Annotated in this window: 20 protein-coding genes; 6 read left to right on the forward strand and 14 right to left on the reverse strand. The window is 60.4% G+C overall.

What is annotated here, in order from left to right; genetic code table 11:
* Window positions 1-66 precede the first annotated feature (66 nt).
* Window positions 67-1,635, forward strand: a complete 1,569-nt coding sequence (locus AACY52_RS04755; protein WP_339560315.1) for a M57 family metalloprotease — start codon at window positions 67-69, stop codon at window positions 1,633-1,635.
* Here AACY52_RS04755 and AACY52_RS04760 read toward each other — a convergent pair.
* Entirely contained in the window at window positions 1,598-2,794 is a 1,197-nt protein-coding gene (locus AACY52_RS04760; protein ID WP_339414703.1) for an MFS transporter, read from the reverse strand. The genes AACY52_RS04755 and AACY52_RS04760 overlap by 38 nt on opposite strands.
* A 175-nt stretch (window positions 2,795-2,969) precedes the next feature.
* Between AACY52_RS04760 and AACY52_RS04765 the strand changes: the two genes are divergently transcribed.
* Both AACY52_RS04765 and AACY52_RS04770 read left to right on the forward strand, forming a co-directional pair.
* Complete coding sequence (locus AACY52_RS04765) at window positions 2,970-3,584, forward strand: DUF5666 domain-containing protein (protein ID WP_339436670.1); 615 nt, start codon at window positions 2,970-2,972, stop codon at window positions 3,582-3,584.
* Between the two features lie 125 nt (window positions 3,585-3,709).
* On the forward strand, window positions 3,710-5,077 hold the full coding sequence (locus AACY52_RS04770) for a hypothetical protein (protein ID WP_339427791.1): 1,368 nt from the start codon (window positions 3,710-3,712) through the stop codon (window positions 5,075-5,077).
* A gap of 39 nt (window positions 5,078-5,116) precedes the next feature.
* Here AACY52_RS04770 and AACY52_RS04775 read toward each other — a convergent pair whose 3' ends face one another.
* The 8 genes from AACY52_RS04775 to gcl form a co-directional block, all read right to left on the reverse strand.
* Window positions 5,117-6,121 (reverse strand): sulfate ABC transporter substrate-binding protein, encoded by a 1,005-nt coding sequence (locus tag AACY52_RS04775; protein ID WP_339414700.1) that lies wholly within the window; start codon window positions 6,119-6,121, stop codon window positions 5,117-5,119.
* 105 nt (window positions 6,122-6,226) lie between these two features.
* Window positions 6,227-7,051, reverse strand: coding sequence for an ion transporter (locus tag AACY52_RS04780; RefSeq protein ID WP_339414699.1), 825 nt, complete (start codon window positions 7,049-7,051; stop codon window positions 6,227-6,229).
* 31 nt (window positions 7,052-7,082) lie between these two features.
* On the reverse strand, window positions 7,083-7,958 hold the full coding sequence (locus AACY52_RS04785) for an urea transporter (RefSeq protein ID WP_339414698.1): 876 nt from the start codon (window positions 7,956-7,958) through the stop codon (window positions 7,083-7,085).
* A gap of 40 nt (window positions 7,959-7,998) precedes the next feature.
* Complete coding sequence (gene pyk / locus AACY52_RS04790; RefSeq protein WP_339414697.1) at window positions 7,999-9,414, reverse strand: pyruvate kinase; 1,416 nt, start codon at window positions 9,412-9,414, stop codon at window positions 7,999-8,001.
* Window positions 9,404-10,684: a glycerate kinase gene (locus AACY52_RS04795; protein WP_339436673.1), complete on the reverse strand. Its 1,281-nt coding sequence runs from the start codon at window positions 10,682-10,684 to the stop codon at window positions 9,404-9,406. Before AACY52_RS04795 ends, pyk begins: the two co-directional genes overlap by 11 nt.
* An 84-nt stretch (window positions 10,685-10,768) precedes the next feature.
* The gene (locus AACY52_RS04800; RefSeq protein ID WP_339414695.1) at window positions 10,769-11,659 is read right to left on the reverse strand and encodes a 2-hydroxy-3-oxopropionate reductase; all 891 of its coding nucleotides are present in this window, start codon (window positions 11,657-11,659) and stop codon (window positions 10,769-10,771) included.
* A 172-nt stretch (window positions 11,660-11,831) separates the two neighbouring features.
* Window positions 11,832-12,614: a hydroxypyruvate isomerase gene (gene hyi / locus AACY52_RS04805; protein ID WP_339438597.1), complete on the reverse strand. Its 783-nt coding sequence runs from the start codon at window positions 12,612-12,614 to the stop codon at window positions 11,832-11,834.
* A 10-nt stretch (window positions 12,615-12,624) separates the two neighbouring features.
* Entirely contained in the window at window positions 12,625-14,400 is a 1,776-nt protein-coding gene (gene gcl / locus AACY52_RS04810) for a glyoxylate carboligase (protein WP_339436674.1), read from the reverse strand.
* A 267-nt stretch (window positions 14,401-14,667) separates the two neighbouring features.
* Here gcl and AACY52_RS04815 point away from each other — a divergent pair, with 267 nt between their 5' ends.
* Window positions 14,668-15,108 (forward strand): heme-binding protein, encoded by a 441-nt coding sequence (locus AACY52_RS04815; protein WP_339427792.1) that lies wholly within the window; start codon window positions 14,668-14,670, stop codon window positions 15,106-15,108.
* Between the two features lie 129 nt (window positions 15,109-15,237).
* Here the strand turns inward: AACY52_RS04815 and AACY52_RS04820 are convergent, their stop codons facing one another.
* Complete coding sequence (locus tag AACY52_RS04820; RefSeq protein ID WP_339414692.1) at window positions 15,238-15,696, reverse strand: transposase; 459 nt, start codon at window positions 15,694-15,696, stop codon at window positions 15,238-15,240.
* A 209-nt stretch (window positions 15,697-15,905) separates the two neighbouring features.
* Window positions 15,906-16,511, reverse strand: coding sequence for a TetR/AcrR family transcriptional regulator (locus AACY52_RS04825; protein ID WP_339414691.1), 606 nt, complete (start codon window positions 16,509-16,511; stop codon window positions 15,906-15,908).
* 134 nt (window positions 16,512-16,645) lie between these two features.
* Between AACY52_RS04825 and AACY52_RS04830 the strand changes: the two genes are divergently transcribed.
* Window positions 16,646-17,560 (forward strand): DUF808 domain-containing protein, encoded by a 915-nt coding sequence (locus AACY52_RS04830; RefSeq protein WP_339414690.1) that lies wholly within the window; start codon window positions 16,646-16,648, stop codon window positions 17,558-17,560.
* Between the two features lie 55 nt (window positions 17,561-17,615).
* Here AACY52_RS04830 and AACY52_RS04835 read toward each other — a convergent pair whose 3' ends face one another.
* Both AACY52_RS04835 and AACY52_RS04840 read right to left on the reverse strand, forming a co-directional pair.
* A complete protein-coding gene (locus AACY52_RS04835; RefSeq protein ID WP_339414689.1) occupies window positions 17,616-18,404 on the reverse strand; it encodes a VacJ family lipoprotein in 789 nt (262 codons plus the stop codon).
* Entirely contained in the window at window positions 18,397-19,695 is a 1,299-nt protein-coding gene (locus AACY52_RS04840) for a serine/threonine protein kinase (protein WP_339414688.1), read from the reverse strand. The genes AACY52_RS04835 and AACY52_RS04840 overlap by 8 nt, the downstream gene beginning before the upstream one ends.
* Before the next feature lie 235 nt (window positions 19,696-19,930).
* On the opposite strand from AACY52_RS04840, the gene AACY52_RS04845 reads away from it, so the two are divergent.
* Window positions 19,931-20,299, forward strand: coding sequence for a hypothetical protein (locus AACY52_RS04845; protein ID WP_339414687.1), 369 nt, complete (start codon window positions 19,931-19,933; stop codon window positions 20,297-20,299).
* A gap of 33 nt (window positions 20,300-20,332) precedes the next feature.
* On the opposite strand, the gene AACY52_RS04850 is transcribed toward AACY52_RS04845, so the two are convergent.
* Entirely contained in the window at window positions 20,333-21,886 is a 1,554-nt protein-coding gene (locus AACY52_RS04850; protein WP_339497412.1) for a glycosyl hydrolase family 17 protein, read from the reverse strand.
* Window positions 21,887-22,206: the final 320 nt, after the last annotated feature.

The following is a 22,206-nucleotide window of genomic DNA, read 5'->3' on the forward strand; positions in this document are numbered from 1 at the left end:
CCTCTGGAGTGGTTGGCCGACGATCCGTTGGCCGGCCCTATTTATTAAAACCAAAGGCGCCGCACAATGAACAATTATGACCTGCGTAGTGTTATTCCTCTTCACAACCTACCAGTATCGGACCTCGGCCCGTTTGGTGCGAGGGCTGGTAACAAGCCGTCTTACGCCACGGACCAGGCAGCCAAACACATCACACGGGACAACCTGCGATTTCATGACCGTAATGGCGACTCGAAGGTCGACGTGAATTACACGGTGGACAACAGTTTCACTAAACCACAGCAGCAACGCGTCCGCCAGGCGGTGCAGTCCTGGCAGGACGTAGCCAATATCAATTTTCGCGAGCAGTCAGGCAACTCGGACGGCACGCTCAATATCCGCAATAACCCTCGCGGTGATCGCGGGGTTGCCACATTTCCCGGTCGCTCCACTTCCAACACATCTGCCACGATCGGCACGCTTAGAGAGAGCGGGTCACCGGCATTGGGCAGTCACTTTTCCGTCACTGCGATCCATGAGGTGGGCCACGCCATCGGCCTGCACCATCCGGGGAACTACAACGGTGGTGGCTCCAATTACCAGAACGGCGCGGTCTACGCCGAGGACACAAAGGCGCGCACGGTGATGAGTTATTGGTCGGAGAAGAATCAGAAGGGGCACGACTTCAAGGGGCAGAACCCCTCTGCGCCGATGATGGACGATATCGCGGCGGCGCAACGCTTGTACGGGGCCAACCACCAAACCCGTAACACCGACACCACCTATGGCTTCAATTCCAATACCGAGCGGGAGGCGATGAGTCTCAATAAGGCCACGGACAAACCCGTGTTCTGTGTCTGGGACGGTGGTGGTGTCGACACGCTGGATTTCTCCGGGTTTTCTCAGGACCAGAACATCAACCTGAATGCCGAATCGTTTTCTGACGTAGGCGGGTTGAAGGGCAGTGTGTCCATTGCCAAGGGCTGCACGATTGAACACGCGATTGGCGGCTCTGCCCGGGACACGATATCGGGGAATGAAGCCGGTAATCGGCTCAAGGGGGGTGGGAAGGGCGACACCCTGAGAGGCGGTGCCGGCGCAGACACCTTTGTCTACGACAAGGCCGGCGACTCCACGCCATCCGACCCTGACATGATCGAGGACTTCACCAGCGGCACCGATAAGATCGACGTTTCGGGCGCCATAAAGGACGCGGGTGTGGGGGCCCTGGTTTTTACTGACCGTTTCACCGGGCGAGCGGGTGAGGCGATGCTCAAGCATGACCCCAGTACGGGCCTCTCAAGCCTGGCTATTGACCTGAAAGGCACGGGCAACGCGGACCTGGTAGTCAAGAGCAAAGGGGAGATCAAGTCAGCCGACGTGCAGGGGGGCGGCGAGACACCTAAAGTCCAGCCTATGCCTATGCCTATGCCTATGCCTATGCCTACGCCTGCCCCTGCACCCGCCCCGTTGCAGGATAAGACACTGGAAGGCGCCGCCGGCTTGATCCAAATGTTTGCCATCACCCTGTTAGCGTTTTTCTCGCAGTTGATTAAGCCTGATAACGTCGCCGTCCGGCCAGGCATCCGCGGGGAAAAACCAGCCTTGAACCCGTCACTCAAGCGGTGGCGGCCATGGCCTGACGCGAAGCGCTGAGGAACCGCAACAGCGCCAGCAGCGGAAACGCGCTGCCCACCAGCATCACGCCCAGCCAGCCGCCGTGTTCATACACGCTGCTGGCAATCGCCGAGCCGAAGGCGCCGCCGATGAAGATGCTGGTCATGTACAGCGCGTTCAGTCGGCTGCGGCTGTTGGCGTCGAGGGCGTAGATGGCGCGTTGGCCAAGCACCATGTTCATCTGCACGCAGAAGTCCAGGACCACGCCGGTCACGGCCAGGCCGATGACGCTGTACAACGGATGTACGAAGGCTGGCAGGAAGCTCAGCGCGGCCAATAGCATGGCCAGCAACGAAGCACGGTGGGTATGGCCGGCGTCGGCCAGGCGACCTGCGATAGGCGCGGCGATGGCACCCAGGGCACCGACCAAGGCAAACAGCGCGATTTCACTTTGGCTCAGGCCGTGGTTGCGTGCCAGCTCCAGTGGGGCGGCGGTCCAGAACAGGCTGAAGGTGGCGAACATGCAGCCCTGGTAGAACGCCCGTTGGCGCAGTACCGGTTGCTGACGCAGCAAGGTGCCCAAAGAACCCAGCAATTGGCCATAGCTGGCGGAGTGATCCGGCTGACGTTTAGGAATGGTCAGCATCAGCACCACGCTGATAAATGCCATCAACGCGGCCGCCGCCATGAACATTGCGCGCCAGCCAAAGTGATCCGCGACCACGCTGGACACCGGTCGGGCCAGCAGGATACCCAGCAACAGGCCACCCATGATGCTGCCGACTACACGGCCACGGGACTCGGCGGGCGCCAGGTGCGCGGCCAGCGGGATCAGGATCTGCACCGACACCGAACTGAAGCCGATCAGCAGCGACACCAGCAAAAACAGGTTGGGTTGTTCGGTGTACGCTGCCCCCAGCAGGCTGGCGATAGCGAGCACGGTAGTGGCGATCATCAGCTTGCGGTTTTCCAGCAGGTCGCCCAGGGGCACCAGGAAAAACAAGCCAAGGGCGTAGCCGATTTGCGTCAGCGATACGATCAGGCTGGCCATGGCAGGCGTGAGGCCGATGTCCGGCGCGATCAGTTCGATGATCGGTTGCGCGTAGTAGATGTTGGCGACGATGGCGCCGCAGCAAAACGCAAACAGCATCACCATGCTCCGGGTCATGGTGCTTGTAGCGTGGGAAGTAGCGTTCATGGTGTTCTCATAACAGCGAAGGAAGTGGAGCGAGCCTAAAGACAACACCGTAGCCTGGGTAGGCTGGTGGCAGTGATAACACTCATGCTCGGTAATGATGAGTGAATCGTTAACTTTCTGTGCGAAGGGGAATGATACATTCAGAAACAACCGCCGAAACAGGAAATCCATTGCGATGAAGATCACGTTGAACAAGATGCTCCTGGCTTCCACGCTGGCCGCCGCTATGGCCGTAGGGCTGGCCCAGGCTGCCGAGGCCCCGCGCGTGGGCGTGCGCGGCGCCATCACCGCCATAGACGGCGATACGATGCACGTCAAGGTCAATAGCGGCGAAGACGTCACGGTGCATTTGACACAGGCCACTCAAGTACGCGCAGTCACCCTGGCCAGGATCGACGAGATCAAGCCTGGCAGTTACATCGGTTCGGCGGCCATGCCCAATGCTGATGGCACGTTGACTGCGCTTGAAGTGCATGTGTTCCCACCGGCCATGGCCGGTACGGGCGACGGGCACCGCGCGTTTGATTTGAAAGAAGGCAGCAGCATGACCAACGGCACCGTTGGCGACTTGGTGGTCAGCAACGGCCGTACCCTGACCGTGAAGTACAAAGGCGGCGAGAAGAAGATCGTGGTGCCGGAGGGGGTGCCGATCGTCAACCTGGAAGCCGGCGATCGCAGCTTGCTCAAGGCGGGGGTGAAGGTGGTGTTGTTCGCGGCGCAGGGGGCGGATGGGACGGTCACTGCCCAGGCCATCTCGGCCGGCAAAGATGGCGTAACACCCCCTATGTAGTTGGCTTTTTCATATAGGCTGGTTCCGACGCAGTTACAGGACTTGTCTGGCAAGGCCGCAGGGGCTGCCTGTCGTAGATTCGACGCATGCACGCTCGCAGGCTGAATCAAGACAGGAACCTCACTATGCGGATTATCCAGATGTTGATGCTTTGCCTGCTCATACCGGTCATCACAGTCGCCGCTGAAAAACAGCTCGAAACGATCACTCACACGGTTTACGTCGAGCGGATGGCCGCGGCTACCGCATCCGCCTGGCCGAGGCTGGCGACAATGGAGCGCCTGAAAGGCCAGACCGGATTTTATGCCCAAGCGCAGATTCTGGTGTACGACGGCGTTTCGGCCTGGTTGATCGATGCAAACGGTTATCGGGCGATTGCGGCGGGACCTGTACACGCGCTTGGTTTTTCGTCGGATTACAAATCCTTCAAGGAACTGCTGTGGGAAGGGCAACCCACCGTCTATATGGGCCTGGGTCAAACCTTGCCGGAGGTTGAAGCGCGCAACATACTCAACAACCCCGGCGCAGTACCAGCATTGTTTGCACTGGCAACCCATGAAGCCTTTCATTTCTTTGGTCAGGCCGGTTGGCAATTGATTTCGGGCTCGCGCGCCGGGCGCTATCCTCTTCAGGCCCAGCCCAGGCAGTACCGGCAACACGTGATCAACGCCTTACATGCGTCGCTGCAAGGTGATCCCCAGGCGTTGGGCAAGGCGCGCTATTGGCATGACCGTTGGCAGACCGAGTTTGCCCTGGAGGCTCAGGAAATTCGCTACTACGACATTCTCGAAGGCACCGCCGAATACATAGAAGGGCTTGCTCGGACTTTTGCGAGTGTTGCTGCAGATGAGCCTGAGGCCTGGGCGCAAGGCGTGATGGCACGCTTCCCGAGCGCTGCAGCCTTGTCTCTGGATGGCGAAAGCTACGCGTTGGGCGCATTGGCCATTTATATCCTGGACCGTCTGGACGCCAATGGGTGGCAGTCAATCATCGAGGGGCAAACTCCCGTCCAACGTTTGCTGGCGAACGTGAGGCAGAGCGTCGATGTGCCGGATGCAGCGCTGAATCGACGGATCGCCGAGGAGATCAGCGAGCGCAATCGGCACCTGGCGCAGGTCATTGATCCTGTCATTGCACAGTTGAAGCACCCCGACACGGTACGCCTCATGGTCCCCATGAGCGCTGTGGCCGGGTCTATCAGCATGAGCGGCAGCTATCAGGTTGAAGAGGCACCCGACGAGATGCTCGTGGATTTCTCGGCACAGTTCTCACCATCAAAAGGTCGTGTCACGTTTGATCGTGCCACGGTAGCACTGGCCGTCAGCGAGGCCTGCGGTGAGAAGAGTGGCTTTGTGGTGGTGCCCATCACCGCGAGTGAGTTCCCAAATGGTCCGGCCGGGCGACTGCGGTTGAAGGGGGCTGGGTTTGAAGTCGATGCGCCGTTTCCCAGGAAGGGTACAGGCAGTGAGGGTGTGTGGTGTATCCCTGCATAAAGCAAAAGCCCCTGAAATCAGGGGCTCTTGAACCAGGGCTTATTGACCGGAATATATCTGGTCAAACACCCCACCATCATTAAAGTGAGTCTTCTGCACGGTGCGCCAGTCACCAAAGGTCTTCTCCACCGACAGGAAGTCAACTGTCGGGAAGCGGTCGGTGTATTTGGCCAGCACTTTCGGATCACGTGGGCGCAGGTAGTTGTTCGCCGCGATTTCCTGGCCTTCCGGCGACCACAGGTACTTCAAGTAGTCTTCGGCCGCCACGCGGGTGCCTTTCTTCTCGACCACCTTGTCGACCACCGACACCGGCGGCTCAGCTTCGGCAGAGACGCTTGGGTAGATCACTTCGAACTGATCACGGCCGAATTCACGGGCGATCATTTCAGCTTCGTTCTCGAAGGTCACCAGCACGTCGCCGATCTGGTTGGTCATGAAGGTCGTGGTAGCAGCACGGCCCCCGGTGTCCAGCACAGGCGCCTGTTTGAACAGTTTGCCGACGAAGGCCTTGGCCTTCTCTTCATCACCGCCGTTTTTCAGCACATAACCCCAGGCCGACAGATAGGTGTAGCGGCCGTTACCCGAGGTTTTCGGGTTGGGCACGATCACTTGCACGCCGTCCTTGAGCAGGTCCGGCCAGTCTTTCAGGGCTTTTGGGTTGCCTTTGCGCACGATGAATACAGTGGCGGAGGTGAACGGTGCGCTGTTGTTCGGCAGGCGGGTGACCCAGTTGTCCGGCACCCATTTGCCGTTGTCTGCCAGTGCGTTGATGTCGGTGGCCATGTTCATGGTGATTACGTCAGCCGGCAGGCCGTCGATGACCGAGCGCGCTTGTTTGCTGGAACCGCCGAAGGACATCTGCAGGGTCAGCTTGTCGTTTGGGTGCTCGGCTTCCCAATGTTTCTGAAAGGCGGCGTTGTAGTCCTTGTAGAAATCGCGCATCACGTCGTAGGAGACATTGAGCAGTGTGACCGGGGCAGCCTGTGCGGCGCCCGCCAGGACAAGGCCGGCGGCCAGAAGAGAGGCGCTAACGAGTTTTTTCACTGCTCATTCCTTGTTGTTCGAGAAGGTTGCTGTGTGCGTGAGGGCATTTTGCCAGTGACTATAGCTGGCGTCGCATAGACGTTTAAAGATTAAAACGCACTTTGCTTATTCCACTTTACGAAAAAGATGACTCCCACACCGCGAGCAGAACGCGGCGTTGGGCTCATGGCTGTCTTTCTTGCACACCGGGCAGTCGGTCTGCAGCTGTTCGCCGCGCATGGCACTCGCCAGTTCGGCGGTGAAAATACCCGTGGGCACGGCGATGATCGAATAACCGGTGATCATCACCAGCGACGAAATCACCTGGCCCAGCGGCGTCGTCGGCACGATATCGCCAAAGCCCACGGTGGTCAGCGTCACGATGGCCCAGTAGATACCCTTGGGGATGCTGGTAAAGCCGTGTTCCGGACCTTCGATCACATACATCAAGGTGCCGAATACCGTGACCAGCGTGCACACGCTCACCAGGAACACCACGATCTTCTGCTTGCTGCCGCGCAGCGCCGCCATCAAGTAATTGGCCTGCTTGAGGTACGGGCTGAGCTTGAACACGCGGAAAATCCGCAGCATCCGGATGATGCGGATGATCAGCAGGTACTGCGCGTCGCTGTAATACAGCGCGAGGATGCCGGGCACGATGGCCAGCAGGTCCACCAGCCCATAAAAGCTGAAGGCATAGCGCAAGGGTTTGGGCGAGCAATACAGCCGCAGCCCGTACTCGATCAGGAAGATGAGGGTAAACCCCCACTCGATATAGGCCAGCACGTCAGCGTAGTTCTGGTGGATCTGGTCGATGCTGTCGAGCATCACGATCACCAGGCTGGCGAGTATGACCAGCAGCAGAATGCCGTCAAAAAGCCGCCCGGCCTTGGTGTCACTTTGAAAAATTATGACGTAGAGCCGCTCGCGCCATTCGTTGTTGCTGTCCATAAATCCCGCCTGAAACTGATATTGGGCAAGCCTAGGGTGATTCGAAGGGGCTGTCCATGCGGGGTTTGCGCAGCACGCGACCGCCTGCGCGCACCAGCCAGCAAGCAAGGATGAAGGGCGCGGTCAATGCGGGCAGGTGCAGGGCGGCAAAGCCCGGCGTGAGGAGGATCGCCAGCACGATGCCGAGCAGCGGCAGCCAGGGTTGGCGGCGCACTTGGCTCAGCGCCAGCGCTGCCAGCGCAGGGTTGTAGCTGTGCAGGCCGAGGAGGGCGTTGGCGTGTTCGTCCAGCCAAAGCGCAATCAGCACGCCGACACTGGCGCCAATCAAGGCCCACACGGCGGCGCGGCGGTTGGCCAGCCACAGGCCCAGCGCAATCAGGCCCCCGGCGATGGGTTGGTCCAGCAGCACGATTTGGGCGAGCCCGATAAAAGGTGCCGTGAGGATGTTCAAGGTGTCGGGTTCGCTCAGGGTAAACGTACTCTCCTGGACCGTGCCCAGTAGCAGCCAACCCAGTACCACAAAAGGCGCGGTATATGCGGGCAAGTCATCGGGCTGGCTGGCGCGCTTCAACCATTGCCGGGTCAGGATCGCACTCAAGCCACCGCACGCCAGGATCAACGGCGGCAACAAGGCCGACGAGGCGAGGTCATGGCTGATCAACACGCCCAGCAACACGCCGTTGTAGCTATAAAGGCCGGCCTGGCGCTCAGCCTTGGGATAGCCGCGGCGCTGAGCCGTGAGCAATCCCGCCACACCACCCAGCAACGCCCCGCCGAACAAGGCCGGCGCGCCGATCAGGATGGCCAGCAGGCACAGCAGGCCACACAGCGGCTGGCGCAGCAGGAAGATCTGGCTGAAACCGTTGAGCAGGGCTTCGGCCCAGTCTGGGCAGGTTTGGTTGTGCATTTGGTTAAGTCAGTTAGACCGAGTTGCCCCCTTACAGACGCTAAATCAACATCTCTATACGCAACGAGTTCGTCGACCCCGGCTGCCCAAACGGCACCCCCGCCGTAATCACCAAGGTATCTCCGCGCTGCGCCATGCCCTGCGCCTGGGCAATCTCCAGCGCCGTGGAACACACCTCATCCACTTGGCGCAGCCGATCATTCACCACCGAATGCACGCCCCACGCCACGCTCAACCGCCGCGCCGTGGACAGGTTCGGCGTGAGGTTGAGGATCGGCGCCACCGGCCGTTCCCGCGCCGCGCGCAAGCTGGAGCTGCCGGACTCGCTGTAGTTCACCAGCACCGCCACGGGCAGGATGCTGCTGATGCGGCGGATCGCGCAACTGATGGCGTCCGACACCGTGGCATCCGCCTTGGGCCGGCTGACATCCAGTTGGGTTTGGTAGTCCGGGCCGTTTTCCACTTGGCGGATGATCTTGCTCATCATCTGCACGGCTTCCAGCGGGTACTCGCCGGACGCGGTTTCGGCCGACAGCATTACGGCGTCCGCCCCTTCGGCTACGGCATTGGCGACGTCCGTTACCTCGGCACGGGTCGGCGCCGGGGAGAAGCGCATGGATTCAAGCATCTGTGTGGCCACCACCACCGGTTTACCCAGTTGGCGGCAGGTGCTGATGATGTCTTTCTGGATCTGCGGCACGCTTTCTGCCGGCACCTCCACGCCGAGGTCGCCTCTGGCCACCATGATCGCGTCGCTGAGTTCGGCGATCTCCCGCAGGCGTTGCACGGCGGACGGCTTCTCGATCTTCGCCATCAGAAAGGCCTTGTCGCCGATCAACTCGCGGGCTTCGCGGATGTCTTCCGGGCGTTGCACGAATGACAGCGCCACCCAGTCCACACCCAGCTCCAGGCCGAAGCTCAAATCGCACCGATCCTTGGCGGTCAGTGGGCTGAGCTCCAACAAGGCTTGTGGGACGTTGACGCCTTTACGATCAGACAATTCGCCGCCATTGAGCACCGTGGTGTCGATGGCGTCGGTATGTTTGGTGATCACCCGCAGACGCAGCTTGCCGTCGTCCAGCAGCAGGTCCATGCCCGGTTCCAGCGCCGCGATGATTTCCGGGTGGGGCAGGTTGACCCGGCACTGATCACCCGGCGTCGGGTCCAGGTCCAGGCGCAAGGCCTGGCCGCGCACTAGTTGCACCTTACCCTCGGCAAAACGTCCGACCCGCAGCTTCGGCCCTTGCAGGTCCATGAGGATGCCCAGCGGGTAATTCAACTGGCGTTCGACTTGGCGAATCCACTGGAAGCGCTGGGCGTGGTCGGCGTGATCGCCGTGGCTGAAATTGAGCCGGAAGATATTCACCCCGGCTTCCACCAGCTCGCGGATGTCATCGATACCGTCGGTGGCCGGGCCCAGGGTGGCGAGGATTTTGACCTTCTTGTCAGGCGTCATGGTTGGCAGTCTCAAGAATCAGGATGGCGCGCAAGTCGTTGACGTTGGTGCGCGTCGGCTCAGTGATGATTAAACCGTCGAGGGCGGCGAAGTAGCCGTAGCCATTGTTGTTGTCCAGCTCGTCGCTGGCTGACAGGCCGAGGGCTTCGGCGCGGGCATAGCTGCACGGGGTCATGAGGGCGCCGGCGTTGTCTTCAGAACCGTCAATGCCATCGGTGTCACCCGCCAAGGCGTACACACCGGGCAGGCCTTTGAGGTTGTCGGTAAGACTCAACAGGAATTCCGCGTTGCGCCCGCCACGGCCATTGCCGCGCACGGTGACGGTGGTTTCGCCGCCGGACAGGATCACGCACGGCGCTGCCAGTGGCTGGCCGTGCTGCACGATCTGCCGGGCGATACCGGCGTGCACCTTGGCCACGTCCCGCGCTTCGCCTTCGAGGTCGCCGAGGATCAACGGGCTGAAACCGGCTTGGCGGACTTTCACCGCGACCGCTTCGAGTGATTGCTGCGGGCGTGCGATCAACTGGAAATGGCTGCGGGCGAGTACCGGGTCACCGGGCTTGACGGTTTCCGAGGCTGGGTTCTGCAACCAACTGCGCACCGAGGCCGTGGCGTCGATGTTGTAGCGCTTGAGGATTGCCAGGGCTTGCTGCGACGTGCTGGGGTCACCGACCGTGGGGCCGGAGGCGATCACCGTGGCCTGGTCACCCGGCACATCGGAAATCGCGTAGGTGTAGACCGTCGCGGGCCATGCCGCTTTCGCCAGTCGGCCGCCCTTGATGGCCGAGAGGTGCTTGCGCACGCAGTTCATCTCGCCAATGGTCGCGCCGGATTTGAGCAGGGCTTTGTTGATGGCCTGCTTGTCGGCCAGGGTGATGCCTTCGGCGGGCAGGGCCAGCAACGCCGAGCCGCCGCCGGACAGCAGGAAGATCACGCGGTCGTCTTCGGACAGGTTGCTGATCAATTCAAGCACGCGCTTGGCTACCGCCAGACCGGCCGCATCGGGCACAGGGTGGGCGGCTTCGACCACTTCGATGGTCTTGCACGGCGCGCCGTGACCGTAGCGGGTGACCACCAGGCCGGTGACTTCGCCCTGCCAGCAGTTCTCGACCACGAGGGCCATGGCGGCGGCAGCCTTGCCGGCGCCGATCACGATTACACGGCCGCTGCGGTCGGTGGGCAGGTAGGGTTCAAGGACGTGCCGGGGGTGGGCGGCGTCGATAGCTGTGGCGAACAGCTGGCGAAGCAGGTGTTGCGGATCGACCGACATAAGCGGGCTCCCGGGGGATTCTTGTTATTAGAGTTTCAGCAAATTCGAGCATTGGAACGCGATCAAATGTGGGAGCGATGTGGGTTATTTATCGCGAATCGAAAAATTCGCCATATGCTCCAGGCCCTTGACCAGCGCCGAATGGTCCCAGTTACCGCCGCCAATCGCAGCGCAGGTACTGAACACCTGCTGCGTGCCAGCCGTGTTCGGCAGGTTAATCCCCAACTCCTTGGCACCGGCCAGCGCCAGGTTGAGGTCCTTCTGGTGCAGATTGATGCGGAAGCCCGGATCAAAGGTGCCCTTGATCATGCGTTCGCCATGCACTTCAAGGATCTTCGATGACGCAAAGCCACCCATCAGCGCTTCACGCACTTTGGCCGGGTCGGCGCCGTTCTTGGCGGCGAACAGCAGCGCTTCGGCCACCGCCTGGATGTTCAGCGCGACGATGATCTGGTTGGCGACCTTGGCGGTCTGTCCATCGCCATTGCCACCCACCAGGGTGATGTTCTTGCCCATGGCCTGGAACAACGGCAAGGCGCGTTCGAAGGTCTGTGGCTCGCCACCGATCATGATGCTCAGGGTGCCGGCTTTGGCGCCGACTTCACCACCGGACACCGGCGCGTCGAGGTACTGCGCGCCAGTTGCGTTGATCTTGGACGCGAAAGCCTTGGTCGCCGTGGGAGAGATCGAACTCATGTCGATCACCACCTTGTTGGGCGACAGGCCTGCGGCCACGCCGTCGGCGCGGAACAGCACGTCGTCGACCTGCGGGGTATCGGGCACCATCACGATGATGAACTCGGCTTCCTGCGCCACTTGCTGCGGGTTGGCCAGGGCCACGGCGCCGGCGTCGACGAGTGCTTGCGCAGCCTTGCCGTGGTGCTCGGACAGGAACAGTTGGTGACCTGCTTTTTGCAGGTTGGCGGCCATGGGTTGGCCCATGATGCCGGTGCCGATAAATCCGATTTTAGCCATGAGAAAATCCTCTTGTTATTCGATAGGCAGGCCCAGCTCGGTCTGCCAAGCACCAAAGATCTACTGTGGGAGCTGGCTTGCCTGCGATGGCGATCGTTCAGTTACAGACTGATTGCCTGATACGCCGCTATCGCAGGCAAGCCAGCTCCCACATTGTTTAGTTTTGTGTCTGTTAGATGGCGTTGTGGGTCTTCAGCCAACCCAAGCCCGCCTCGGTGGTGGTCAACGGCTTGTACTCACAGCCAACCCACCCCTGGTACCCAATCCGGTCCAAATGTTCGAACACAAAGCGGTAGTTGATCTCCCCAGTCCCCGGCTCATTGCGCCCAGGGTTGTCCGCCAGCTGGATGTGGTTGATCTCACCCAGGTACGCGGCCATGGTGCGGGCCAGGTCGCCTTCCATGATTTGCATGTGGTAGATGTCGTATTGCAGGAACAGGTTGGCGCTGCCCACTTGCTCGCGAATCGACAGGGCCTGCGCCGTGTTGTTCAGGTAGAAACCCGGTATGTCGCGGGTGTTGATCGCTTCCATCACCAGCTTGATGCCCACCGCTTGCAGCTTGTCGGCGGCGTACTTGAGGTTGGCGACAAAGGTTTTTTCCAGGGTTTCATCATCCACGCCTTGTGGCCGAATGCCCGCCAGGCAGTTGATCTGGGTATTGCCCAGCACCTCGGCATAGGCGATGGCCAGCTTGACCCCCGCACGGAACTCCTCGACCCGGTCCGGGTGGCACGCCAGGCCGCGTTCGCCCTTGGCCCAGTCGCCGGCCGGCAGGTTGAACAGCACTTGGGTCAGGTCATGGGCGTCGAGTTGCGCCTTGATTTCAGCGGAGCTGAATTCGTAGGGGAACAGGTACTCGACACCTTCGAAGCCAGCATCGGCGGCCGCTTTGAAGCGAGCAAGGAAGTCCTGTTCGGTAAACAGCATGGACAGGTTGGCGGCGAAACGCGGCATAAGGTTCTCCTTAATCGAGCAGGGAAATGGCAGTCGGCGCATCGTTGCCGACCAGTGCCAGATCTTCGAATTCGTTAACGGCGTTGATCTCGGTGCCCATGGAAATATTGGTCACGCGCTCCAGAATAATCTCAACGATGACCGGGACCTTGAATTCTTCGATCATTTGCTCGGCGCGGCGCAAAGCAGGCGCGATCTGGCTTGGCTCGAACACACGCAGTGCCTTGCAACCCAGGCCTTCGGCGACGGCCACGTGGTCCACGCCATAACCGTTGAGCTGCGGCGCGTTGAGGTTGTCGAAGGACAACTGCACGCAGTAGTCCATTTCAAACCCGCGCTGGGCCTGGCGGATCAGGCCCAGGTAGGAGTTGTTCACTACCACGTGGATGTACGGCAGCTTGAACTGCGCGCCCACGGCTAGTTCTTCGATCATGAACTGGAAGTCGTAGTCGCCGGACAGCGCCACCACTTTGCGCGTCGGGTCAGCCTTGACCACGCCGAGCGCCGCCGGAATGGTCCAGCCCAACGGGCCGGCCTGGCCGCAGTTGATCCAGTGGCGTGGCTTGTACACATGCAGGAATTGCGCGCCGGCAATCTGCGACAGGCCGATGGTGCTCACGTAGCACGTGTCTTTGCCGAACACCTGGTTCATCTCTTCGTACACCCGTTGCGGCTTGACCGGCACGTTGTCGAAGTGGGTCTTTCGGTGCAGGGTGGCTTTGCGCTGCTGGCAGTCATTCAACCAGGCGCTGCGATCCTTGAGCTTGCCGGCGGCTTTCCACTCGCGGGCCACTTCAATGAACATCGTCAGTGCCGAGCCGGCGTCGGAAACGATGCCCAGGTCTGGGGTGAACACGCGGCCAATCTGCGTCGGCTCGATGTCGACGTGAATGAACTTGCGACCCTCGGTGTAGACCTCCACCGAACCGGTGTGGCGGTTGGCCCAACGGTTACCGATGCCCAGCACCACGTCCGACTTGAGCAGCGTCGCGTTGCCATAGCGGTGGGAGGTTTGCAGGCCGACCATGCCGACCATCAGCGGGTGATCGTCCGGGAGGGTGCCCCAGCCCATCAGCGTCGGGATCACAGGGATACCCGTCAACTCAGCAAATTCAACAAGCAGTTCGCTGGCGTCGGCATTGATCACGCCGCCACCGCTGACCAGCAGTGGGCGTTCGGCCTGGTCCAGCAAGGCCAGGGCTTTTTCGACCTGGATGCGGGTTGCCCGTGGCTTGGCCAGTGGCAACGGTTGGTAGGCATCGATATCGAATTCGATCTCAGCCATCTGCACGTCGAACGGCAGGTCGATCAGCACCGGGCCTGGGCGGCCGGAGCGCATTTCGTAGAAGGCTTTCTGGAACGCGTAGGGCACTTGGCCGGGCTCCATCACCATGGTCGCCCATTTGGTCACTGGCTTGACGATGCTGGTGATGTCGACGGCCTGGAAATCTTCCTTGTGCATACGGGCGCGGGGTGCTTGGCCGGTGATGCACAGGATCGGGATCGAGTCAGCCCAGGCGCTGTAGAGGCCGGTGACCATGTCGGTGCCCGCCGGGCCCGAGGTGCCGATGCACACGCCGATATTGCCGGCCTTGGTGCGGGTGTACCCCTCCGCCATGTGCGAGGCGCCTTCAACGTGGCGAGCAAGGACGTGATCGATGCCACCCACCTTCTGCAAGGCCGAGTACAGCGGATTGATCGCGGCGCCTGGGATGCCGAAGGCGGTGTCCACGCCTTCACGGCGCATCACCAGGACGGCGGCTTCGATTGCTCTCATTTTGCTCATTGTTTTGGTGCCTCTTGCGTTTTGTAATTGTATACAAGTGGTTTCTGATTGAAGTGTATTCACGGCCGCCTGCGCAGGTCAATGCATTTTATTTTCTGGCCTGCCTGTGCGTCGGATAGCCTTAAGAGCGAGTTTTATCGACGAATGGCGAATTTGTTTGAAAATATTGTATACATAAAGTCATATTATTGTGTTCTATTTGTTTGGTCGAGCATCTGATCTCTCAGACCTCCACCGCTTTCCCAATAACAAAAGAAGGACGGCACCATGAGCGCTTTAACCTTGAAACTCGCCACCCAACTGGCCAGCCAGGCCCTCAGCGCAGGACGCACGATTGTGGCGGCGCCCCTGACCATCGCAGTACTCGACAGCGGCGGCCATCTGGTCACTTTGCAACGCGAAGACGGCGCCAGCCTGCTGCGCCCGCAGATCGCCATCGGCAAAGCCTGGGGCGCGATTGCCCTGGGCAAGGGCTCACGGCTGCTGGCGCTGGATGCGCAACAACGGCCAGCGTTTATCGCGGCATTGAACAGCCTGGGGCAAGGCAGCGTGGTGCCGGCGCCGGGGGGGGTGTTGATTCGAAGTCAGGAAGGCATAGTGCTGGGGGCGATCGGGATCAGCGGGGATACATCGGATATTGATGAGCAGTGTGCGATTACGGCGATCGAGGGGGTGGGTTTGATGGCGGATGCGGGGGTGTCGGCTTGATTTGAGGTGAATGAAAGGTCCCCTTCGCGAGCAAGCCCGCTCCCACATTTCGACCGTTTTTCAGCATGAGAATGCGGTCGAAATGTGGGAGCGGGCTTGCTCGCGAAGGGCAGCACCTCGGTCTCTGCTCTAAACCCAAATCGCATCCCACAACGGATAGTCGCCAATCCGCGTCACCAGCCCGGCTCGCAATGGATTGGCCACCACATACCTGGCCATTTTCACCAAGTCATCTTCCTTGCGCAGCGCGCGATCATGAAAGCTGGTTTGCCAAAGCCGACCTTTGCGCCCGGTAGCCCCGTTTACGCTTCGAGTGCTTTTGGATTTCACTTGGCACATCAGATCCCCCAGTGAGCCTTTTTGTAGTTCGAGCAGCCAGTGGAAATGGTCGGGCATCACCACCCAGGCTAGTGAGTTTGCTAATCCTTGATACTGGGCAAGCCTGAATTGCCAGACCACCAAACGGCCCAGATGAAAGTCACTGAATATCGGCACACGTTCGTGGGTATTGGTGGTAATCAGGTAGATGCGGTTGGGTTCGCTGAAGCGCCCAATGCGCAGGCGGTGTGATGTGGCTAGATCAGGCATTCCTTGGCCTCTCTTCAGTGGGGTTCTGAGAGGCTAGATCTAGGTGGCTGATGCTGAATGGTAGGCTTTTGGCAGGATGTGTCTGGGAGGGCGCTTTCGCGAGCAAGCCCGCTCCCACATTGGATCTTGGGTGTTTATACAACTTGTGTCTGACGCTAAATCCAAGTGGGAGCGGGCTTGCTCGCGAATGGCACAGGCACCCCGGTCTCTCAGTCCAACTCACACCCCTTCAGCACCAACCGAATAATCGTCAACGCCGCCGCCTCATAATCGGCCTCATCCAACTTGGCCTTCCCGGTCACCGCCGAGATCTGCCAGTCAAAATCCGCATACGTCTGCGTCGCCGCCCAGATGCTGAACATCAAGTGATGGGGGTCGATCGCCGCGATCAGGCCACGATCCACCCAGCTCTGGAGGCACGCGATATTGTGCTTGGCCTGGGCGTTGAGCTGTTCGACCTGATCAGCGCTCAAGTGCGGCGCGCCGTGCATGATTTCGCTGGCGAAGACCTTCGAGGCAAATGGCAGGTCGCGGGAAATGCGGATCTTCGAACGGATGTAGTTGCTCAGCACCACCGAAGGCTCGCCTTCCGGATTGAACGGCGTGGAAGCCGCCAGGATCGGCTCGATAATGCTTTCGAGCACCTCGCGGTAGAGGTTGTCCTTGGACTTGAAGTAGTAATACACGTTGGGCTTGGGCAGCCCGGCCTTGGCGGCGATGTCGCTGGTTTTGGTCGCGGCGAAGCCTTTGTCGGCAAACTCCTCGCTGGCCGCCCGCAGGATCTTTTCTTTGTTGCGCTCGCGAATGGTGCTCATAAACCAGAGGTTTCCTTGCCAGTACAGGCGGTTGCGCATGGTAGCACCGGCCATCCGCGAGCCTCAACAATGTGCCTGCAACGCTTTGCGCCGCGTTATGCTTGCGCCATCTCACTCTTACGGAAGTCCGATTCATGGCAGGAAGCAGCTTGTTGGTGTTGATCGACGATATCGCCGCCGTGCTCGATGACGTTGCCCTGATGACAAAAATGGCGGCGAAGAAGACTGCAGGCGTGCTGGGTGACGACCTGGCACTCAACGCCCAGCAGGTCTCCGGGGTGCGGGCCGAGCGGGAAATCCCCGTGGTGTGGGCGGTGGCCAAGGGCTCGTTTATCAATAAATTGATCCTGGTGCCCACCGCACTGTTGATCAGCGCATTTGCGCCTTGGGCGGTGACGCCTTTGTTGATGCTTGGCGGTGCCTACCTGTGTTTCGAAGGCTTTGAGAAGCTCGCGCACAAGTTCCTGCACAGCAAGGATGAAGATCAAGCTGAACACGCCCAGTTGGTCGAAGCTGTTGGCGACCCGGCGACCGACCTGGTGGCCTTTGAAAAGGACAAGATCAAGGGCGCAATCCGCACCGACTTCATCCTCTCCGCCGAAATCATCGCCATCACCCTTGGCACCGTGGCAGACGCCCCACTGATGCAGCAGGTGGTTGTGATGTCGGGCATTGCCATCGTCATGACGGTGGGTGTCTACGGGCTGGTGGCCGGCATCGTCAAGCTGGATGACCTGGGCCTGTGGCTCACCCAGAAACCTGGCCAGGTGGCGCGCAGTATCGGTGGTGCCATCCTGCGCGCAGCGCCTTACATGATGAAGAGCCTGTCGGTTATCGGCACGGCAGCAATGTTCCTGGTCGGCGGTGGGATTCTCACCCATGGTGTACCCGTGGTGCATCACTGGATCGAGACGGTCAGCCAGGGGACAGGTAGCGTGGCATGGTGGGTGCCGACGCTGCTGAATGGCGTGGCGGGGATTGTTGCGGGGGCGGTGGTGCTGGCGGTGGTCAGCGTAGTGGGTAAGCTCTGGAAAACCGCGAAGGCATGATCCAATAGCCATAAAAAAGGCCATTCAATCGAATGGCCTTTTTTTATGGCGCTAATTACTCCGCAATCTGCAGCTTGCGCGATTCCGTATAGATGTACCGCACCTTCTCATACTCAAACGGGGAGTTCATCTGACCGTACCGGAAGCTGGTCTGATGACGCCTGTCCACTGCACGCAGTGCCCAGAGTTCCGGATGGTTGGAGCTGACTTCAGCCACATTGAGGAAGTTGATCTGGGTTTCGGCGGTGTAGTCGACCAGCAAACCACCGGTGTCGCGCAGGTTTGACGGGCCGAAGACCGGCAGTACCAGGTACGCGCCGCCAGGCACGCCGTAGAAGCCCAGGGTCTGGCCGAAGTCTTCGCTCTGGCGCGGCAGGCCCATGGCGGTAGCAGGGTCCCACAGGCCGGCGATGCCAATGGTGGTGTTGACCAGGAGGCGCCCGGTGGTCTCCAGGGAGCGGTGGCCCTTGAGCTGCAGCAGGCTGTTCAACAGGTTCGGCACGTCGCCCAGGTTGTTGAAGAAGTTGCTCACGCCGGTGCGCAGGAAACTTGGGGTGACGTAGCGGTAACCGTCGACCACCGGCAGGAATACCCATTGGTCGAAGCGATAGTTGAAGTGGTACACGCGACGGTTCCACGCTTCCAGCGGGTCGTAGACGTTGAGCGCGGTGAGCGTTGAACGCTCGAATTCACGCTGGTCCAAGCCGGGGTTGAACTTGAGCTTGGTCAGCGGCTCCTTGAAGCCGTCTGAGCCAACCACGGTGGGTTCGTGAGCCTTGCTGTTGTCGGCATTGGCCACGCCTGCGCACATCAAGGCGGCAAGCAGCAGAAGATATTTAGCCACGGAAGAACTCCAGCATGGCGTCGGCGTTGACGCGGTAATTGAGGTTGCCGCAATGGCCGCCCAGCGGGTAGACGGTCAAGCGATCGCCGAAGGTTTCGCGCAGGAAACCGAGGTCGCCAGGGCCGAGGATCACGTCGTCGGCGTTGTGCATGACGGCGATCTTCGGGTTGGTGTGCAGGTAGTCCTTGAGGGCGTACAGGCTGACCTGGTCGACCAGTTGCAACAGGCTGCCGCCGTCCGAGCGCGCGCGCCACATCGGGATGACTTGTTCTGTGAGGTAGCAATCGAAGTCGCATTGCAGCGCACGCTTGAGGAACGGCGTGAGGCTGGTGCCTTCGGTGATCGGGTATTTCGGCGGGATGATCAGGCCGCGGCGGTTGATCAGGTCCGAGGTAAAGGCAATGTCGGCCGCCGAGAAGCGGAACGAGGTGCCGATCAGCATGGCCATCTGTTCGTTGGTCAGGTGCTGCTTGGAGTTCTGGAAGTCGTAGAGCAGGGCGTCATTCAGATCGATGTAGCCCTTTTGCTGGAAGTAGCGGGTCAGCTTGTTCAGCACCAACTCATAGAAAGTGGTGGAGTTGTTGATGCCCTTGACCTCGGTCTGTACCAGCTTGTCGAGGTTGGTGATCGACGTGTAGAGGTTGACCGGCGGGTTCAACAGCAAGACTTTCTTGAAGTTGAAGCTGCGGCGTGTCTCGTCGAGTTTGCTGACAAACGCCGCATCCAGTGCGCCGAGGCTGTAGCCGGTGAGGTAAAAGTCGGTGACCGGCAGCGAAGCGTTTTGTGCCCGTACGGCCTGCATCACCCGGTACATATCTTCGGCGTCTTCCTGGGTGATCCCCGGCGTGGCGAAGCGCGAGGCGGCGCTGATGAAGTCGAAGCTGGTCGGCGACGACAGTTGCACCACGTGGTAGCCGGCTTGGTAATACAGTTTTTTCAGGTATTCGTTGATGCTGCTGTCAAAACGCGCACCGGTGCCCGCGATCAGAAAGATCAACGGCGCGGCGCGATCCTGCTTGGCGATGCGGTAGGTGAGTTTCTTCACCGCCCAGAAGTTGTCCGGCAGGCTGAATTCGCGCTCGGGGCGCATGTTCAGGGTGTAGTCGGACTGGTTGATCTCGTCATCGCTCGGCAATTTCGGCCGAAGGTCAGGCGGGGTAGTGGCGATGGTCGCCTCGAACGGATTCGTCAAAGGATAGCCATAGGTGGCCTGGTCGATGTCGACGGCCAGTGCTGACGCACTCAAAAAAAGGCTGCCCAGCAAGGCAGCACAGCGCAAGGAACGGAGCATGACTTAATCCCTAGGAGGAAACGTGCTTAATAAAGTTCGCAGGCTATGACCACCGCTTTGCAACCGAAGTGCCAGCTCTCGGCACGAAAAGTCGGAAAATAACGTCGGAATCGGGGTAATAGTAGCGAGAAGATACACTTTGCCGCCCATTGGTGAACAGTTATCTGCGCGTATACCTTGCTAACGGCCGTCGGAGCATTAAGCTGAGCGCCGTTTTTGCCTATCGGAGTACCTCATGTCCCGTCGTTTGCCGCTGGTTTTGCTGCTTATTGCCTTGCCGTTATGGCTGGCCGCCAGTTATGGCGCGCGTTACGGCTTTATGGAAGATGGCCGGTGGGTTGGCATTTGCGCCGATGAGGCCAGCCGCTGGGAGTGTCAGCTGCGTTCGAACCTGGGGTTGATGATTCACTTCAAGGTACTCGGCTGGGCGGCGTTGGTTACGTCGGTGCTGGCGTTTTTCGTGCCGGGTCGTGCGGGATGGGGGTTGGCAGTGCTGGGGATGGTGTTCGGGTTGCCGGCGCTGGCGTTGTACAACACGGCTTTTGCGGTGTTTGCGGTGGTGATTGCGGGGTTGCGTTTGGTCAGGAAGCCTCGTGCTGGTTGATAGAGCCTCTTCGACTTGCTCGCGAAAGCGCCGTTAAGCCTTACGCACCCGCAAGCAACGCCACAAAGCCACAACCATGAGCAGGCTGACCACCGCCCAACCCCAAGCCTGCTGGTTCAACAACCCTTCACGGTACAACTGCGGCGCAATGCCGGCACCGATGATAAAAGCCAGCAGCGCGATCTCCCGACGCGGCCCCGTCACCGGACGTACCAGGTACACCAGAGCAGGCAGCACCAGCGCCGCACTCGGGAAGCTGCGATAACGCGGGTCAAACACCAACGCCAACATCATCACTGCGCCGGCAAACCCGGCAATCGCCACCAGCCAGCCTGCACGCTGCTCCAGCCAGTTGAACGCCCGTTCACGCCAGCCTTCGCGCGCGCTCAAAGCCAGTGCGGCGTGAGCCAGCACCAACAGGTTCAACACCATCAGCAAACCTGCCCACACCCATTCATCACTGAAGCGTGCGGTCACCCGGCTCAGCTCAGCCCAGGTGCCGATGGAGCAGGCGGCGACTGCACCCAGCAGCGGCAGGGCAATGGCGGCGCGCGTGCTGCGTACACGCCCACCCAGCGCCAAGGTGCCCAGCAGGATAACCCCACCCACTCCCAGCCACAGTGACCAGTACGGCACATTGGTCACCGGCCCGGCGAGGATACCCTTGTCCTGGCGATCAGCATCGAACAGGCCCCAGTAACCACCCACGGCGCCTTCGCTGGCGCGCTTCCAGGGCTGGTCAAACGCTTCGATCAGGTTGTAACGCCAGCCATTGGCCTCAGCCATGGCCACAAAGCCGCGCATGAACTTGGCTTCGTTGACCCGGCTTGGCACCGCGGTTTCGCGCTGGCGGCCTTCACTGGGCCAGCCGGTCTCGCCGATCAGGATGTCCTTGGGCGCAAACTTGTTGCCAAAGGTCTGGCGCACATCGCCCACGTGCTTGAGGGCCTGGTCGATGCCGGACGGGTCATCTTCCCAGTACGGCAACAGGTGAATGGTCAGGAAATCCACCGCCGGAGCTATTTCTGGGTGTTGCAGCCAGAACTCCCACACATCCGCATACGTCACCGGCTGCTTGATTTGGCTTTTGACTTTATGGATCAGCTTTACCAGTTGCGTGGCGGTGACTTCCTTGCGCAGCAGGGCTTCGTTGCCGACGATCACCGACGTCACGACATCCGGGCTGGCGTTGGCCGAGGCGATCAACTGGTCGATTTCCTTTTCGGTCGCCACCGGATCGCTGCTGACCCAGGCGCCGGCCATCACCTTCAGCCCATGCTTGCGCGCCATGTCCGGCAAGGCTTCCAGGCCGGTCATGGAGTAGGTGCGAATGCATTCAAAGCGGGTGGCCAGCAGGGCCAGGTCGGCGTCCATGCGTTCCGGGCGCAGTTTGAACGGCTGGTCAAACGGCGATTGGTCTTTGTCGAACGGCGTGTACGACGCGCACTGCATCTTGTGCGTAGCACTGGCGACATCGGGTAACACCACGGGCCGGCCGAGGCCATACCAGTAACCGATCAGGGCCAACAGGCCGAGGAGCAAGGCGAAGAAATAGGTTAGGGCAGGGAAGCGGGCATTCGCGGGCATGGTCGGCTTATCTGGAAGAGCAAAGGCGCGCATCTTACCCGGATTTGGCGCGTGCCAGTGGGGCAGCACAATTTTGACATGCAAAGTTCGGGCGGGATTTTGGCGTCAAGCTCTACAAGCCGTCCTGCTGGCGATGTGATGTCGTTTCCTGCTAGTACAAGGTCGCTGACAGAGCAGGTTCCAAGTCCAGTCAGGTCGATGATCGAAGGGTCAGCACTCCACTGACGGCGCAGCAGCCGGATCGATGCGCATGAAGGGGGTGCGGTGCACCACAGAACAACAGGTTGACGTCGCTCGGCATCCGCTGGGCGCAGCACTTT

This window comes from Pseudomonas sp. EA_65y_Pfl1_P113, from assembly GCF_963970525.1.
In the GTDB taxonomy this organism is placed as follows: Bacteria; Pseudomonadota; Gammaproteobacteria; order Pseudomonadales; family Pseudomonadaceae; genus Aquipseudomonas; species Aquipseudomonas tritici.